This window comes from Pseudomonas wadenswilerensis (assembly GCF_900497695.1).
Lineage (GTDB): Bacteria > Pseudomonadota > Gammaproteobacteria > Pseudomonadales > Pseudomonadaceae > Aquipseudomonas > Aquipseudomonas wadenswilerensis.
The window spans coordinates 714,173-729,179 of the sequence record NZ_UIDD01000010.1; the positions used below are offsets into that span (position 1 = coordinate 714,173).

Genomic DNA, 15,007 nt, shown 5'->3' on the forward strand with positions numbered 1-15,007 from the left:
GGCTTGTGGCCCGGCGCTTACAGCCCGACTACGTCTTCTGCCTGCAGGCCTTTCTGGCCCTGAGTCAGATTGTATTCGACCTGCTGCCCCTCAAGCAGGGTGCGATGACCCTCCCCGCGGATGGCACGGTAGTGAACAAACACGTCCGCGCCACCTTCACGCTGAATGAAGCCGTAACCTTTGGCGTCATTGAACCACTTTACACTTCCAGTCTCACGAGACGACATCTGAACTACTCCGGATTTTTATTTTGGAATCGCCTGGCATGCAGAGAGGTCACGGCCCCCTGCCGACGCAGCTTGCACAAATCTCTTGCAAGCGGCGGACCGAGTATATGACACACTTAAATTAATTTTCATGACCGGGGCGCTTTTTGCTGAACTTGCGCAGATACGGCACACTAACCGACTGAGCAATCACTCGAAAATCTCATCCAGAGCACACACCGTATGACCCGTTCCCCCCTGCGCCGCCTGATCTTCGGCGCCCTGCGTCGCCTGTTGTACCTGTGGGTTCGCTCCGAGACCATCAACCAGTCGTCCTTCACCCTGAACCTGGATCGCAGCCGGCCGGTGTTCTACGCCCTGCAGTCGCCGTCGCTCACCGACCTTGCCGTGCTCGACCGCGAATGCACCAAAGCCGGGCTGCCACGCCCGGTGTTGCCCACCGCCGTTGGCACCCTGCAAGAGCCCGCAGCATTCTTCTACTTGACCCCGGAGCCCGACTGGCTCGGCCGCCAGGACAAGCGCGGCGCCCCGCCAACCCTGGCGCGGCTGGTCAACGCCATCAGCCAGCATGCCGAGGAAGACGCGCAGATCATTCCGGTCAGCGTGTTCTGGGGCCAGTCGCCGGCCAGTGAATCCAGCCCCTGGAAGCTGCTGTTCGCCGACAGTTGGGCGGTTACCGGGCGCCTGCGCCGGTTGCTCACCGTACTGATCCTCGGGCGCAAGACCCGCGTACAGTTCTCGGCACCGATTCACCTGCGCGAACTGGTGCAGCACAACAAAGGTCACGAGCGCACCGTGCGCATGGCCCAGCGCCTGCTGCGCGTGCACTTTCGCAACCTCAAGTCCGCCGTCATCGGCCCGGACATTTCCCACCGCCGTAACCTGGTCAAGGGCCTGGTGCACGACCCGCTGGTGCGCCAGGCCATCGCCGATGAGGCCGAGCGCGAAAAGATCCCGCTGGCAAAAGCCGAGGCCCAGGCCCTGCGCTACGGCAACGAGATCGCCTCGGATTACACCTATACCGCCATCCGCTTCCTCGAAGTGGTGCTGAGCTGGTTTTGGAACAAGATCTACGACGGCATCAAGGTCAACCACATCGAGCAGGTGCAGGGCATCGCCCCGGGCCACGAAGTCATCTACGTGCCGTGCCACCGCAGCCATATCGACTACCTGCTGCTGTCCTACCTGCTGTTTCGCAACGGCCTGACCCCGCCGCACATCGCCGCCGGGATCAACCTCAACATGCCGGTGATCGGCGGCCTGCTGCGCCGTGGCGGGGCGTTCTTCATGCGCCGTACCTTCAAGGGCAACCCGCTGTACACCGCGGTGTTCAACGAGTACCTGCACACCCTGTTCACCAAGGGCTTCCCGGTCGAGTACTTCGTCGAAGGCGGCCGCTCGCGCACCGGGCGCATGCTGCAGCCAAAAACCGGCATGCTCGCCATTACCTTGCGCAGCTACCTGCGCTCATCGCGCACCCCGATCGTCTTCGTGCCGGTGTACATCGGTTATGAACGGGTGCTCGAAGGCCGCACCTACCTGGGCGAACTGCGCGGGGCGAGCAAGAAGAAAGAATCGATCTTCGACATCTTCAAGGTCATCGGCGCGCTCAAGCAGCGCTTCGGCCAGGTGGCGGTCAACTTCGGCGAGCCGATCCGCCTCGGCGCCTTCCTCGACCAGCAGCAACCCGGCTGGCGCGAGCAGGAGCACGGCCCGCAGTTCCGCCCGGCCTGGCTCAACGAAACCACCTCGCGCCTGGGCGAGAAAGTCGCCCGGCACCTGAACGAGGCAGCGGCGATCAACCCGGTCAATCTGGTGGCCCTGGCGCTGCTTTCCACCAGCCGCCTGGCCCTGGACGAACGCGCCCTGATCCGCGTGCTGGACCTGTACCTGGCGCTGTTGCGCAAGGTGCCCTACTCGCCGCACACCACGCTGCCTGAAGGCGATGGCCTGGCACTGATCAGCCACGTCAAGGGCATGGACCTGCTGGCCGAACAGAGCGATGCACTGGGCAAGATTCTTTACCTGGACGAGCAGAACGCCGTCCTGATGACCTATTACCGCAACAACGTGCTGCATATTTTCGCCCTGCCGGCCTTGCTGGCGAGCTTCTTCCAGAGCAGCTCGCGAATGAGCCGCGAGCTGATCCTGCAGTACACCCGGGCGCTGTACCCGTACCTGCAATCGGAGCTGTTCATTCGCTGGGAGCTGGATGAGCTGGACGCGGTCATCGACCAGTGGCTGGAGGCCTTCGTCGAGCAAGGCCTGCTGCGCTTTGAAAACGGCGTGTACCTGCGCCCGGCGCCGAGTTCGCGGCAGTTCGTGCTGCTGACCCTGCTGGCCCGGGCCATCACCCAGACCCTGCAGCGCTTCTACATGGCCACCGCCCTGCTGCTCAACAGCGGCCAGCACACCCTGAGCGCCGAAGAGCTGGAAGACCTCTGCGTGATCATGGCCCAGCGCCTGTCGATCCTGCACGGCCTGAATGCACCGGAGTTCTTCGACAAAACCCTGTTCCGCCACTTCATCCAGACCCAGATCGAGCAAGGCGTACTGCGTCCGGATACCAATGGCAAACTCGGTTACCACGAAAAACTCAGTGAACTGGCCGAAGGCGCAGCCAAGCGCGTGCTGTCGGCGGAAATACGCCTGTCGATCCGCCAGGTGGCCCTGCAGCGCAGTGAAGAGGCCACCGAAACCGCGGCATAGGCCATACTGGCCAGTGTCTTTGGAGCAACACGAATCAAACCGCCGGGCGACCGCAACCGCGGCGCCGGCGCTAAGGAGCTACTGATGAAAAAACTGTCCCTGATCCTTCTTGGCAGCCTGCTGGCCGCGTGCAGCAGCACCCCTGAAGCGTCCAAGGCCAGCCTTGATGGCGAAGTCTTCTACCTGCAGCGCATTGCCCTGCCGCCTGCCGCCACCCTGAGCGTCGCCCTGCAGGACGTGTCGCTGATGGACGCTCCCGCCGTTACCCTGGCCAGCCAGAGCGGCCCGGTCAAAGGCAATGTGCCGCTGCCCTTTCACCTGAGCTACGACCCGGCCCAGGTCAAGCCCGGCCACCGTTATGCAGTCAGCGCGCGGATCGAACTGGATGGCAAGCTGCTGTTCATCAACACCGAACACCACGGCGTTCAGCTTGATGGCAACGACCCGCAACCGGTGCGTATCAAGGTCGATGCCGTTCGTTGATTGATTGTTCTGCCCTTCGCATAAGGATGCTGCCATGTTTCGCCCAGCTCTAACCTTTACCGGCCTGTGCGCCGGCCTGCTGCTGTCGGCAAGCGCCCTGGCGCTGTCGCTCGGCGACCTCTCGCAAAAAGATGCCTCCACTGGCCTGAAGGACGCCCTGACCCAGGGCGCCCAGGTGGCGGTGAAACAACTGGGCACCCCCGGTGGTTTCAGCAATAACCCGGATGTGCGTATCGAGTTGCCGGGCAACCTTGGCAAAGCCGCCAAGAAGATGAAGGCGTTCGGCATGGGTGCCCAGGTCGAGCAACTGGAAACCAGTATGAACAAGGCCGCTGAAGCTGCCGTGCCGCAGGCCCAGGCGCTGCTGGTCGATGCAGTGAAGAAGATGACCGTGGAAGATGCCAAGGGCATCCTCAGCGGCGGCAACGACTCGGCCACCCAGTACCTGAGCAAGACCAGCCGCGAGCAGATTCGCGCCAAGTTCCTGCCGATCGTCAAGAAGGCTACCGACCAGGTCGGCCTGGCCCAGCAATACAACAGCTTCGCTGGGCAAGCGGCGACACTGGGCGTGCTGGATGCCAAGAATGCCAACGTCGAAGGCTATGTAACCGAGCAGGCGCTCAACGGCCTGTTCGAGATGATTGCCAAGCAGGAAGAAACCATCCGCCAGAACCCGGCTGCGGCGGCTACCAGCATTGCCAAGAAGGTGTTTGGCGCGCTTTGAGCCTCTCGCTCCAAAGGGCTGCTTGCGCAGCCCATCGCCGGCAAGGCCGGCTCCCACAATAGATCTGTGTCACCGCCCTCAGGCTTTCTTGACCCTGAACCACGCCGCATACAAGGCCGGCAGGAACAACAGCGTCAACGCCGTCGCCACGATCAACCCCCCCATGATCGCCACCGCCATCGGCCCGAAGAACACGCTGCGTGACAGCGGGATCATCGCCAGCACCGCCGCCAGGGCGGTCAGCACGATCGGCCGGAAGCGCCTTACCGTCGCCTCGATAATCGCCTGCCAGCGGTCCAGCCCGGCGGCGATGTCCTGTTCGATCTGGTCGACCAGGATCACCGAGTTGCGCATGATCATCCCCGACAGGGCAATGGTCCCGAGCATGGCGACAAAGCCGAACGGCTGGCGGAACACCAGCAGGAACAGGGTTACGCCAATCAGCCCCAGCGGTGCGGTGAGGAACACCATCACCGTGCGCGAGAAGCTGCGCAATTGCAGCATCAGCAGGGTCAGCACCACAACGATGAACAGCGGTACCCCGGCGTTCACCGACTTCTGCCCGCGGGTAGAGTCTTCCACCGTGCCGCCTACCTCTAGCAGATAGCCATCGGGCAGTTCTGCACGCACCGGGTCCAGGGTCGGCAGGATCTGCTTGACCAGGGTAACCGGTTGCTCTTTGCCGTAGATGTCGGCGCGCACGGTGACATTGGGCAGACGGTTGCGGTGCCAGATCACGCCTTCTTCAAAGCCGTATTCCAGGGTTGCCACCTGCGACAGCGCCACACTGCGGCCATTGTCGGTAGGCACCGCCAGGCTTGGCAGGTTGGCAAGCTCGCTGCGCTCCTGCTGGGTACCGCGCAGGAGGATCTCGATCAGCTCGTTGTCCTCACGGAACTGGCTGACCGCAGAGCCGGTCAGCGAGCTTTGCAGAAACTTCGCCAGGTTCGCCGTGCTCACTCCCAGGGCGCGGGCGCGGTCCTGGTCGATGTTCAGGTAAACCACCTTGCTCGGCTCTTCCCAGTCGAGGTGGACGTTGACCACATGGGGGTTCTCGCGCACCTTGGCCGCCACTTTGCGGGCCAGGGCGCGGACTTGCTCGATATGCTCGCCGGTGACCCGGAACTGCACCGGGTAGCCCACGGGCGGGCCGTTTTCCAGGCGCGTGACCCGCGAACGCAGGTCGGGGAATTGTTCATCGAGGGTGGCGATCAGCCAGCTGCGCAGTTGTTCACGCTCCTCGATGGTTTTCGCCAGCACGACGAACTGGGCGAAACTTGGCGCTGGCAGTTGCTGGTCCAATGGCAGGTAGAAGCGTGGCGAACCCGTGCCCACATAGGCTACATAGTTGTCGATGCCGGCGCGTTCCTTGAGCAGCGCTTCCAGACGCTTGACCTGCTCGGCGGTATTACTCAGCGAGGCGCCTTCGGCCAGCTTCAGGTCAACCATCAGCTCCAGGCGCCCGGAAGCCGGGAAGAACTGCTGGGGCACGAAGCGGAACAACAAAATACTGCCGATAAACAGGGCGATAGTCGCCACGATCACCGTCTTGCGCCGCTCCACGCACCAGCCGACCAGGCGCCGCACGCGCTGGTAGAACGGTGTGCCATACGGATCTGGCCCACCTTCGGCAGTGCCATGCTTGGCCGCGTGCAGCTTGGCCAGGTCCGGCAGCAGGCGCTCGCCCAGATAGGGCACGAACACCACCGCGGCAATCCACGAGGCGAGCAAGGCGATGGTTACCACCTGGAAGATCGAACGGGTGTATTCGCCCGTTCCGGACTGCGCGGTGGCAATCGGCAGGAAGCCGGCGGCGGTGATCAGGGTGCCGGTCAGCATTGGGAAGGCGGTGCTGGTCCAGGCATAACTGGCCGCCTTGAGCCGGTCGAAACCCTGCTCCATCTTGATTGCCATCATCTCCACGGCAATGATGGCGTCATCCACCAGCAGGCCCAGGGCCAGCACCAGCGCGCCGAGGGAGATCTTGTGCAGGCCGATACCGAAGTAGTACATGGCGGCAAAGGTCATCGCCAGTACCAGCGGAATGGCCAGGGCCACCACCAGGCCGGTGCGCATCCCCAAGGAGAAGAAACTCACCAGCAAGACGATGGCCAGGGCCTCTACCAACACCTGGACGAACTCGCCAACGCCGGTCTTCACCGCTGCCGGCTGATCGGACACCTTGCGCAGCTCCATGCCGGCCGGCAGATTGTGGGCGATGCGGGCGAACTCGGTTTCCAGGGCCTTGCCCAGCACCAGGATATCGCCGCCGGCCTTCATCGATACCGCCAGGCCGATGGCATCTTCGCCCATGAAGCGCATGCGCGGTGCGGGCGGATCATTGAAGCCTCGGCGCACATCGGCGACATCGCCGATACGGAAGGTGCGGTCACCGACCCGGATCGGGAACTGCTGGATCTGCTCGACCGTGGTGAAGCGCCCGCTGACCCGCAACTGCAGGCGCTCGGATGGAGTCTCGAAGAAACCCGCGGTGCTCACCGCGTTCTGCTCTTCCAGCGCCTGCTGCACCGCTGCCAGGGGCAGGCCGAGGGTGGCCAGCTTGAGGTTGGACAGCTCGATCCAGATCTTCTCGTCCTGCAGGCCAAGCAGCTCGACCTTGCCGACGTCCTTGACCCGCTGCAACTGGATCTGCACCCGGTCGGCGTAGTCCTTGAGCACGGCGTAGTCGAAGCCATCACCGGTCAGCGCGTAGATGTTGCCGAAGGTGGTGCCGAATTCATCGTTGAAGAACGGCCCCTGAATACCCTGGGGCAAGGTGTGCCGGATATCGGCGACCTTCTTGCGGATCTGGTACCAAAGCTCGGGGATGTCGGCCGAATGCATCGAATCGCGGGCCATGAAGGTGACCTGCGATTCACCGGGCCGTGAGAACGAGACGATCCTCTCGTACTCGCCGGTTTCCATCAGCTTCTTTTCGATGCGCTCGGTCACCTGGCGCGAGACTTCCTCGGCGCTGGCACCAGGCCAGATGGTGCGAATGACCATGGCCTTGAAGGTAAAGGGCGGGTCTTCGCTCTGCCCCAGTTTGGTGTAGGACAGCGCGCCGACCACGGCCAGCAGAATCATCAGGAACAGCACGATCTGCCGATTGCGCAGGGCCCAGGCGGAAAGGTTGAAACCCATCGGGACTTACTCCTTGGCCGCCAGATTCACCACACGATTGGACCGATCCACCGGACGTACCTGCTGCCCCTCCTGGAGCACATGCACGCCGGCCGCCACCACCCAGTCCGAGGCATTCAGGCCTTCAAGCACCGGCACGCTGTTTTCACCGTAGGCACCGACCCGTACCGGCACGCGCTTGAGGGTGTTGTTGGCATCGACACGCCAGACATAGGTCTGGCCGTTCTCTGCGGTCAGCGCCGAGAGCGGCACCGCCAGCGGAATCTGCTCGGCGTGCTGGATGAACACCCGGGCACTCTGGCCAAGCTCGGCCGGCACCTTGCCGGCGGTAAAGGCGATGCGCGCCGCAAAGGTTCGCGAGCGTGGATCGGCCGAAGGTGACAGCTCACGAATACGGCCATTGAAGCGTTGATCCGGTTGCGACCAGAGCTCCACCGACACCGGCTGGCCGACCTTGAAGCGCCCGAAGTTCTGCTCCGGCAGGCCGATCAGCACTTCACGCTCGCCATCGGTGGCCAGGGTGAACACCGTCTGGCCAGCGGACACCACCTGCCCCACTTCGACCTGGCGCTTGGCAATCACACCATCCTGAGAGGCCCGCAGCACAGCGTATTCCGCCTGGTTGCCGGCGACGTCGAACTCGGCGCGCACCTGTTTGAGCCGGGCCAGGCCCGCGCGGTAAAGGTTCTCAGCATTGTCATATTGCGAACGGCTGACCATCTGCCGGTCGAGCAGGGTCTTGTAGCGGTCGCGCTCGGCCTTGACCAGGCTCAGGTTGGCTTCGGCGGCGGCCAGTTGGGCACGGCTGGCTTCCAGTTGCAGGCGCACATCCTGGGGGTCGAGCTCGGCCAGCGCCTGCTCGGCCTTGACCCGCTGCCCCTCCTCGACCAGGCGCTTGCTGACCTTGCCACCGATGCGGAAGGCCAGCTCCGGTTCGAAGCGCGCCCGCACCTCGCCAGGGTAGCTGTCGGCAGCGGCGCTGGCCGGCTGCGGCTGTACCACCATGGCTGGACGAAGGGAAGTCTGCGGTGCGCTTTCCTGCCCGCAGGCAGCAAGCAACAGCACAAGACTGACGGGCAAAGCGAGGGGCAAGGCAAGGCGCAACATGATGAATGACCTTTCGCGAATGGCGCTTTGAATATTTATACTGACGGGTATATTAAATCAGGGAGCCGGACCGGGGAAGCAGGCGTCCGAGAGAAATCCCATATTTATGCCGGGAGCAGCGCGTCGATATTTGCCCGCCGAAAGACCGGTCGCGATGTACCATGTGCACTTACTGGAATATGTATCTTTTCACTCATGCCCAAAGTCACCGCTCCTACCGGCCCCGGCCGGCCCAAGGACCTGGCAAAACGCCAGGCCATTCTCGAAGCAGCCAAGGCGCTGTTTCTAACCCTTGGCTATGCCAACACCAGCATGGATGCGGTCGCGACAGCGGCAGGTGTGTCAAAACTCACGGTCTACAGTCACTTCACCGACAAGGAAACGCTGTTCTCCTCGGCGGTGGTCGCCACCTGCACGGCGCAGCTGCCCGAACTGATCTTCGAGCTGCCTGAAGGCGTGCCGCTGGAGCAGGTATTGGTGAAGATCGGCCGCGGCTTTCAGGCGCTGATCAGCAGCGACCTGTCGGTCAAGTTGCACCGCTTGATCATGGCCCTGGGTAATCAGGACCCAAAGCTCAGCCAGATCTTCTTCGAGGCCGGCCCGTTGCGGGTCCTGCACGAGATGGAGGCGCTGTTGCGCCAGGCGGATGCGCGCGGGTTGCTGTGCATCGAGCTGCCGGCCAACGCCGCCGAGCACTTCTTCTGCCTGCTCAAGGGCGCGGCCAACTTCCGCTTGTTGCTCGGCTATGCCCCGGCGCTGGATGCCGAGGCTGCCGAGGCCCATGTCCAGGAAGTGGTGGCGCTGTTCATGCGCGCCTACCGGCCTTAAGGCTTGAGGGCTTTTTTCGGGTAGATGTCGTAGCGGCTGGATTTGCCTTCCAGGCTGTGGCTGGGCTTGGGGCCGTCGATGATCGGCGCCTTGCGCGGGCGCTTGACCACCACCCGGTGGCTGGCCAGGGCCAGGGCGGCTTCGAGCAGTGCCGGCGCATCGAGGTCGTCACCGACCAGCGGGCGGAACACGCGCATTTCCTTTTTCACCAGGGCGCTCTTGTCGCGGTGCGGGAACATCGGGTCGAGGTAGATCACCTGCGGCGGCTCGCCTTGCCAGTTGCGCATGTGCTCGATGGCATTGCCGCTGAGCAGCTGCATACGCGCGACGATCGGGCCGACCTCGGCGTCGCTGCGGGCGCGGGCCAGGCCATCTGCGAGCAAGGCGGCGACCAGCGGCTGGCGCTCGATCAGGGTCATCTGGCAGCCCAGGCTTGCCAGCACGAAGGCGTCCTTGCCCAGCCCCGCCGTGGCGTCGAGCACCTGCGGGCGTACGCCCTGGGCGATACCCACGGCCTTGGCGATCATCTGCCCGCTACCGCCACCGAACACCCGCCGGTGGGCCGCCGCGCCTTCGACGAAATCCACCCGCACCGGCCCTGGCGCTTGCGGGCCCAGTTGCTGGATCTGCAGGCCATCGGCGCCGACCTGCACGGCAAAGCCTGCGTTGTCATCGCTCAGCGGCAGCTCCAGGCGCTGCGCCCACTCGGCAGCCAGGGCCTGATAATCGGCCGTCAATGCCTCGACCCGGATGCCGCCGTCCGCCAGTTGCTCCACCATCAAATCCTGTACTCAAAAAAATTAAATGATCGTCGGCCACGGCCGATATACGAAGTATTCGCTATTTTGCCAGACCAGAACGCTCTGCGACTGCCATGACCGACATTCTTCAGCTCAACTCAGGTTATATCTCGCCCGTCGGCGACTATGGCCGGCACAATACCCAGGCATTGGGTGGCGTCAGCCACCTGTGGCAGGATTTTTTTGCCCGCGCCCTGGCTGAGCAGCAAGGTGAAGACGGCGCGACCGAGGCCGTGGCCGCCGAGCAGTTCGACAAGGTCACTGGCGAGCCGCTGGGCGGCAGCCAGGTGCTGGCGCAGATTCACAGCCAGCGTCTGTGCGATGTGCATGACACCGAACTGGCCCCGCCTGAGGCACTGTTCCTGCCCATCGCCGAGCTGGAGCCTGAACTGCTGGAAAAACTCGCCCCGCCGTTCAGCGCCGCCGAACTGATCGAGCAGCAACGCCAGCTGGATATCAGCAACACCTGGGTACGCCCGGTGGTCATGAGCCAGGGCCACCCGCTCCCGGAACCAGGCCCGGCGCCACAGGCCAAGCCGCTGTACCTGCCGATTGCCGAGTTCGAGATGGACCTGCTGGACAAGGCGCCCGAGCCTTTCGACGAAGCCACCATGGCCGTGCAGCAATCGCAGCTGGACTTCGACAATCGCTGGGCACGCCCGGTGGTGCTGAACAACGTACGCATCGCCGCCTGAGCCTCAGCGGCAGATTTGCCAGAAGCCCATATCCAGATGAAAGTGATTGCGGTGAGCGGCGTTGTAGTCGGGCCCCAGCACCGTGTTGAAACTGTCGCAGGCACTGGCGTGCAGATCCTTTAGAAACTTCGCTTTGACACCCTCCCCCGGCCAGTCCTTGAGCAACTGGATGCGCTGCCCGTCGGCCAGGCGAAAGCCGGCGATGTCCAGGGCGTTGGCCGTGGCATGCTGGCTGAGGCGACCATTCTTGCGGTTGTACATGTTGCGACAGGCGAAGCTGCCCAGGTGATCGACCTGCACCACCGGCTGGGCAAAGGCGCGCTGCGCCGCCGGCTGCAGGGCATGGCGCTCGAACAGCGCGTAGGCCACCGCCAGCGGGCAACTGGCGAGAAAGCTGCTGCTCAGGCGCACCGACGAGCCCTCGACCCGCAGCACGTTTTCCAATGGGCAGGGCGCATTGGCCGGGCTGTCGGCCTGCTTGCGGTAACGCAAATTCGAAGTCGCCAGCGCCTGTTCGCACAGCTGCGGATCATCCTGCAGGCGGCCCAGCTTGTACGGTGTAAGCAGGTTCGGCGGCTCGCGCACATCGAGTGCCGCCCAGGGGTTCCAGGCATCCGGCAGGCGCCACCCCAGGCGCCAGGCAGCCACGGATACAGCAATCAATATCAGGCACAGCACGACGAGCAATCCTTTGCGCATGAGCGATCAGCGCCTGAACAACTGGTTGAGCTGGTCGAATGACAACGCCTGGTCGGCATAGTCAAAACGGCCTTGATCGTGAATCCGTTGCGCGGCGTTGAAGAACGCCCCATAGGCCGCCCGCGCCAGCGACGAACCGACGCTGATGCGCTTGACGCCCAGGGCCTGGACATCGCCAAAACTCAGCTGCACGCCGCTCAGGCCCATCAGCACGTTGACCGGTTTGGGCGCCACCGCCAGCACTACCCGACGGATCTCTTCAGCCGTACGCAGGCCCGGCGCATAGAGCACATCGGCACCGGCTTCGGCGAAGGCCTGCAGGCGGGCAATGGTGTCGTCCAGGTCGATGCGTCCATGCAGCAGGTTTTCAGCACGGGCGCAGAGCATGAACGGGAAGTCCAGGCTACGGGCAGCGGCGACGGCCGCCTCGACCCGCTCAACCGCGTGATGGAAGCTGTAGATCGGCTCGTCGGCGTTGCCGCTGGCATCCTCGATTGAGCCACCCACCAGACCGACGGCGGCGCCCTGCAGGATCGCCTCGGCGCAACCCTTGGGATCGTCGCTGAAACCGTTCTCCAGGTCGGCGGCCACCGGTAATGCCGTGGCATCGACAACAGAGCGCGCATTCGCCAAGGTTTCATCCAGGGTCATCGCCCCTTCGGCGTCCGGACGCCCCAGGGAGAACGCCAGGCCAGCGCTGGTCGTGGCCAGCGCCTCGAAGCCGAGGCTGGCCAGCAGCTTGGCGGAACCGGCATCCCAGGGGTTGGGGATGACGAAGGCGCCATCGCGCTCATGCAGGGCTTTGAAGGCTTCGGCACGCAGGGTTTGCACATCCATGATCACGACTCCCGGGCAGGCGGCAGGACGCGTTCAGAGCAGACCAAGTTGTTCGGCTTCTGGCGTCCGGTCCAGTTCAGGCAAGGCCGCAAGCCCCGGCAGGCGTTCCATCAGGCCCTGATGGAAACGCCGGGCCAGGGCGGCGGCCAGGCGGTTGTCGGCAGTATGCAGGAAAACATAGGGGCTGCGCCCCTCCTCGATCCAGGCCGCGACCTTGTCCAGCCAGGGCAGCAGGAACGGCTCGTTGGCGGCAAGCTCAGGGTGGCCGATGAAGCGGATCTGCGGGTGCTGGGTGAACGCGGTCGGGCGTGGCGGCACGCGCGGCTTTTTCGACTGGGCGTGGAGCACTTCGGGGCTGCGCGCGGTGCAACTGAACAAGGCCCGGGGATCAAGGCAGATACGTTCCACGCCTCGCTCGAGCAGCAAGCGGTTGAGCAAGCGCTCCTCATCGCCCTTGCTGAAGAACGCCGCGTTGCGCACCTCTACCGCAATCGGTACACCGACCTCGTCAAGGAAAGTCACCAGCTCGCCCAGCCGCGCCGGGCCGAAGGTTGCCGGCAGCTGCAGCCAATACGGCGCAACGCGTGCACCGAGAGGCTTGAGCAATTCGATGAAGGACTGAGCGGCGGCCAGTTGACCGTGCAGGTCACCGCCGTGGCTGATATCGCCGGGGAACTTGGCAGTAAAACGAAAATGCGCGGGCATCACTTGCGCCCACCGCTCGATAGTCGCTGGTGCCGGGCGCGCATAAAAGGTGGTGTTGCCTTCTACGGCATTGAAAACCTGGCTGTAGAGGCCGAGAAAGTCGCCGGTTCTGGCGTCCGCCGGGTACAGGTACTCGCGCCAGGCGTTTTCACTCCAGGACGGACAACCGACAAAATAGGGAAGCGTGGACAGACTCATCCATCAAATGTACAGGTCCAGCCCCAGTACTTCCATCTCCCAGTCAACGAAACCGGCAGTGGTCAGGTAGCTGGCCAGGGCATGGGCGGTGCGCTTGTTGCGCGCCCGCGGGAATATCATGTCCTGGGGCCGTGCCGGCAGGCCACCGGTGCGCGCCTGGCCTTGGCTGGCGCTGGCTTGCGGCTGCACTTCGAACTCGCCCGGCAGATCCTCGTCTTCCACGTCATCGCTGCGCACCGGCGCTTTGCGCGGGGCACGCTTGATGGGGTAGGACTGCGAGGAAAAACCGTCGATACGCATGGCGATTACTCAAGAGCAATGATGGCAATTTAGCAGCATCGTTGATCCTTCGCTAATGCCCGATTGATAACTGGACCACAGTTCGGGCAAAAGGTTTTACTTGGCTTGAGAATAGTCGACGAGTTGCACTCAGCGCGCTTTCGGCGTAGCCACTTTGTCGCGCAGGTACACAGGCTGCGCAAGGTCCGCGGCAATGGCCTCGCCACGCTGCCAGGCGAAGGTCGCCAGGCTCAGCAGGTCCTGGGCATGGGGCAGCAGGCTGGCATCCTGAGCGCTGACCTTGACCGCCAGGCGCTCGGCATAGCCCCAGCCGGTGCCTGCACCGAACCAGTCGCCGCTGGCGCCAGCCGGCAGTGCGACCTGCTCCGGCGGCAACACCGCTTCATTGCCCTGCAGGCGCATTTCGCCGTCGACGTTCCGATAGCAGCCCCAGTACACCTCGTCCATGCGCGCATCGATTGCCGCCGCCACCTGCTGCACACCCTGCTCGCGCATGGCGCGCTGGGCCAGCACCGCCAGGTTGGACACCGGCAGCACTGGACGCTCCAGGGCAAAGGCCAGGCCCTGGACCACACCGATGGCAATACGCACGCCGGTAAAGGCGCCCGGGCCACGGCCAAAGGCGATGGCATCGACCTGCTGCAGGGTGACACCGGCGTCGGCCAGCAACTGCTGGATCATCGGCAGCAGCTTCTGCGCGTGCAGGCGTGGAATCACCTCATAGTGGCTGGAAACCTTGCCGTCATGCAGCAAGGCAACGGAGCAGGCTTCAGTGGCGGTATCGAGGGCCAGCAAGGTGGTCATCGGAGAATCCAGGGGCAAGAAAAAAGAGCGGCATTATAAACAACAACGGCCCGCAAGCGGGCCGTTGTCTGCACTACCGAGCGTCGATCAGCTCAGTGCGGCCAGGACCTTGGCGGTGATCGCATCTACCGAGCCCACGCCTTCGATATGGCTGTACTTCGGCTTGCCGCCATTGGCAGCCGAGAGCTTCTGGTAGAAGTCCACCAGTGGCTTGGTCTGGTCGTGGTAGACCGACAGGCGATGACGCACGGTTTCTTCGGTGTCGTCTTTACGCTGTACCAGCGGCTCGCCGGTTTCGTCGTCCTTGCCTTCAGCCTTTGGCGGGTTGTAGACCACGTGATAGACGCGGCCCGAACCTTCGTGCACACGGCGGCCAGCGATACGCTGAACGATTTCTTCGTCTTCGACGGCGATTTCGACCACGGCATCCAGCTCGACGCCGGCAGTCACCAAAGCTTCAGCCTGAGGAATGGTGCGCGGGAAACCGTCGAACAGGAAGCCATTTGCACAGTCAGCCTGGGCAATGCGGTCCTTGACCAGGTTGATGATCAGCTCGTCGGAGACCAGCTTGCCAGCGTCCATGATTGCCTTGGCTTCCAGGCCCAGCGCAGTGCCGGCCTTGACTGCGGCGCGCAGCATGTCGCCAGTGGAAATCTGTGGAATACCGAACTTCTCGGTGATGAACTTTGCCTGAGTACCTTTACCGGCCCCGGGAGCTCCCAGCAGAATTACGCGCATCTCGTGCTC

Annotated in this window: 15 protein-coding genes; 5 read left to right on the forward strand and 10 right to left on the reverse strand. The window is 63.6% G+C overall.

Annotated elements, in window-relative coordinates:
- Positions 1-17: 17 nt before the first annotated feature.
- Positions 18-227 carry a cold-shock protein gene (locus CCOS864_RS22290; protein WP_038996759.1) on the reverse strand — a complete coding sequence of 70 codons (210 nt, stop codon included), beginning with the start codon at positions 225-227 and terminating at the stop codon, positions 18-20.
- Between the two features lie 222 nt (positions 228-449).
- Here CCOS864_RS22290 and plsB point away from each other — a divergent pair, with 222 nt between their 5' ends.
- From plsB to CCOS864_RS22305, 3 genes are all read left to right on the forward strand, one after another.
- The gene (plsB, locus tag CCOS864_RS22295) at positions 450-2,936 is read left to right on the forward strand and encodes a glycerol-3-phosphate 1-O-acyltransferase PlsB (RefSeq protein ID WP_115088401.1); all 2,487 of its coding nucleotides are present in this window, start codon (positions 450-452) and stop codon (positions 2,934-2,936) included.
- Between the two features lie 84 nt (positions 2,937-3,020).
- Entirely contained in the window at positions 3,021-3,419 is a 399-nt protein-coding gene (locus CCOS864_RS22300) for a YbaY family lipoprotein (protein WP_010224875.1), read from the forward strand.
- A 34-nt stretch (positions 3,420-3,453) separates the two neighbouring features.
- On the forward strand, positions 3,454-4,143 hold the full coding sequence (locus CCOS864_RS22305) for a DUF4197 domain-containing protein (protein WP_115088402.1): 690 nt from the start codon (positions 3,454-3,456) through the stop codon (positions 4,141-4,143).
- A 78-nt stretch (positions 4,144-4,221) separates the two neighbouring features.
- Here CCOS864_RS22305 and CCOS864_RS22310 read toward each other — a convergent pair whose 3' ends face one another.
- Positions 4,222-7,287 (reverse strand): efflux RND transporter permease subunit, encoded by a 3,066-nt coding sequence (locus tag CCOS864_RS22310; protein ID WP_115088403.1) that lies wholly within the window; start codon positions 7,285-7,287, stop codon positions 4,222-4,224.
- 6 nt (positions 7,288-7,293) lie between these two features.
- Positions 7,294-8,394 carry an efflux RND transporter periplasmic adaptor subunit gene (locus CCOS864_RS22315; RefSeq protein ID WP_115088404.1) on the reverse strand — a complete coding sequence of 367 codons (1,101 nt, stop codon included), beginning with the start codon at positions 8,392-8,394 and terminating at the stop codon, positions 7,294-7,296.
- 195 nt (positions 8,395-8,589) lie between these two features.
- Here CCOS864_RS22315 and CCOS864_RS22320 point away from each other — a divergent pair, with 195 nt between their 5' ends.
- Entirely contained in the window at positions 8,590-9,222 is a 633-nt protein-coding gene (locus CCOS864_RS22320) for a TetR/AcrR family transcriptional regulator (protein ID WP_115088405.1), read from the forward strand.
- Here the strand turns inward: CCOS864_RS22320 and CCOS864_RS22325 are convergent.
- Positions 9,219-10,001: a class I SAM-dependent methyltransferase gene (locus CCOS864_RS22325; RefSeq protein WP_115088406.1), complete on the reverse strand. Its 783-nt coding sequence runs from the start codon at positions 9,999-10,001 to the stop codon at positions 9,219-9,221. The genes CCOS864_RS22320 and CCOS864_RS22325 overlap by 4 nt on opposite strands.
- Before the next feature lie 95 nt (positions 10,002-10,096).
- On the opposite strand from CCOS864_RS22325, the gene CCOS864_RS22330 reads away from it, so the two are divergent.
- A complete protein-coding gene (locus tag CCOS864_RS22330) occupies positions 10,097-10,717 on the forward strand; it encodes an energy transducer TonB (RefSeq protein WP_115088407.1) in 621 nt (206 codons plus the stop codon).
- Positions 10,718-10,720: 3 nt separating this feature from the next.
- On the opposite strand, the gene CCOS864_RS22335 is transcribed toward CCOS864_RS22330, so the two are convergent.
- From CCOS864_RS22335 to adk, 6 genes are all read right to left on the reverse strand, one after another.
- A complete protein-coding gene (locus CCOS864_RS22335) occupies positions 10,721-11,416 on the reverse strand; it encodes an extensin-like domain-containing protein (RefSeq protein WP_115088408.1) in 696 nt (231 codons plus the stop codon).
- A 6-nt stretch (positions 11,417-11,422) separates the two neighbouring features.
- Positions 11,423-12,253: an isocitrate lyase/PEP mutase family protein gene (locus tag CCOS864_RS22340; protein WP_115088409.1), complete on the reverse strand. Its 831-nt coding sequence runs from the start codon at positions 12,251-12,253 to the stop codon at positions 11,423-11,425.
- Positions 12,254-12,286: 33 nt separating this feature from the next.
- Positions 12,287-13,156, reverse strand: coding sequence for a DUF72 domain-containing protein (locus CCOS864_RS22345; protein ID WP_115088410.1), 870 nt, complete (start codon positions 13,154-13,156; stop codon positions 12,287-12,289).
- Positions 13,157-13,159: 3 nt separating this feature from the next.
- Positions 13,160-13,456 carry a hypothetical protein gene (locus CCOS864_RS22350; RefSeq protein WP_115088411.1) on the reverse strand — a complete coding sequence of 99 codons (297 nt, stop codon included), beginning with the start codon at positions 13,454-13,456 and terminating at the stop codon, positions 13,160-13,162.
- A gap of 129 nt (positions 13,457-13,585) precedes the next feature.
- Complete coding sequence (gene tsaB, locus CCOS864_RS22355; RefSeq protein WP_115088412.1) at positions 13,586-14,260, reverse strand: tRNA (adenosine(37)-N6)-threonylcarbamoyltransferase complex dimerization subunit type 1 TsaB; 675 nt, start codon at positions 14,258-14,260, stop codon at positions 13,586-13,588.
- Positions 14,261-14,347: 87 nt separating this feature from the next.
- A complete protein-coding gene (adk, locus tag CCOS864_RS22360; protein ID WP_115088413.1) occupies positions 14,348-14,998 on the reverse strand; it encodes an adenylate kinase in 651 nt (216 codons plus the stop codon).
- Between the last annotated feature and the right edge of the window lie 9 nt (positions 14,999-15,007).

What these genes read in the sequence shown, in the direction of transcription:
- CCOS864_RS22290 (WP_038996759.1), bottom strand. Translation starts at nt 227, where the DNA reads ATGTCGTCTCGTGAGACTGGAAGTGTAAAGTGGTTCAATGACGCCAAA.
- plsB (WP_115088401.1), top strand. Translation starts at nt 450, where the DNA reads ATGACCCGTTCCCCCCTGCGCCGCCTGATCTTCGGCGCCCTGCGTCGC.
- CCOS864_RS22300 (WP_010224875.1), top strand. Translation starts at nt 3,021, where the DNA reads ATGAAAAAACTGTCCCTGATCCTTCTTGGCAGCCTGCTGGCCGCGTGC.
- CCOS864_RS22305 (WP_115088402.1), top strand. Translation starts at nt 3,454, where the DNA reads ATGTTTCGCCCAGCTCTAACCTTTACCGGCCTGTGCGCCGGCCTGCTG.
- CCOS864_RS22310 (WP_115088403.1), bottom strand. Translation starts at nt 7,287, where the DNA reads ATGGGTTTCAACCTTTCCGCCTGGGCCCTGCGCAATCGGCAGATCGTG.
- CCOS864_RS22315 (WP_115088404.1), bottom strand. Translation starts at nt 8,394, where the DNA reads ATGTTGCGCCTTGCCTTGCCCCTCGCTTTGCCCGTCAGTCTTGTGCTG.
- CCOS864_RS22320 (WP_115088405.1), top strand. Translation starts at nt 8,590, where the DNA reads ATGCCCAAAGTCACCGCTCCTACCGGCCCCGGCCGGCCCAAGGACCTG.
- CCOS864_RS22325 (WP_115088406.1), bottom strand. Translation starts at nt 10,001, where the DNA reads ATGGTGGAGCAACTGGCGGACGGCGGCATCCGGGTCGAGGCATTGACG.
- CCOS864_RS22330 (WP_115088407.1), top strand. Translation starts at nt 10,097, where the DNA reads ATGACCGACATTCTTCAGCTCAACTCAGGTTATATCTCGCCCGTCGGC.
- CCOS864_RS22335 (WP_115088408.1), bottom strand. Translation starts at nt 11,416, where the DNA reads ATGCGCAAAGGATTGCTCGTCGTGCTGTGCCTGATATTGATTGCTGTA.
- CCOS864_RS22340 (WP_115088409.1), bottom strand. Translation starts at nt 12,253, where the DNA reads ATGGATGTGCAAACCCTGCGTGCCGAAGCCTTCAAAGCCCTGCATGAG.
- CCOS864_RS22345 (WP_115088410.1), bottom strand. Translation starts at nt 13,156, where the DNA reads ATGAGTCTGTCCACGCTTCCCTATTTTGTCGGTTGTCCGTCCTGGAGT.
- CCOS864_RS22350 (WP_115088411.1), bottom strand. Translation starts at nt 13,456, where the DNA reads ATGCGTATCGACGGTTTTTCCTCGCAGTCCTACCCCATCAAGCGTGCC.
- tsaB (WP_115088412.1), bottom strand. Translation starts at nt 14,260, where the DNA reads ATGACCACCTTGCTGGCCCTCGATACCGCCACTGAAGCCTGCTCCGTT.
- adk (WP_115088413.1), bottom strand. Translation starts at nt 14,998, where the DNA reads ATGCGCGTAATTCTGCTGGGAGCTCCCGGGGCCGGTAAAGGTACTCAG.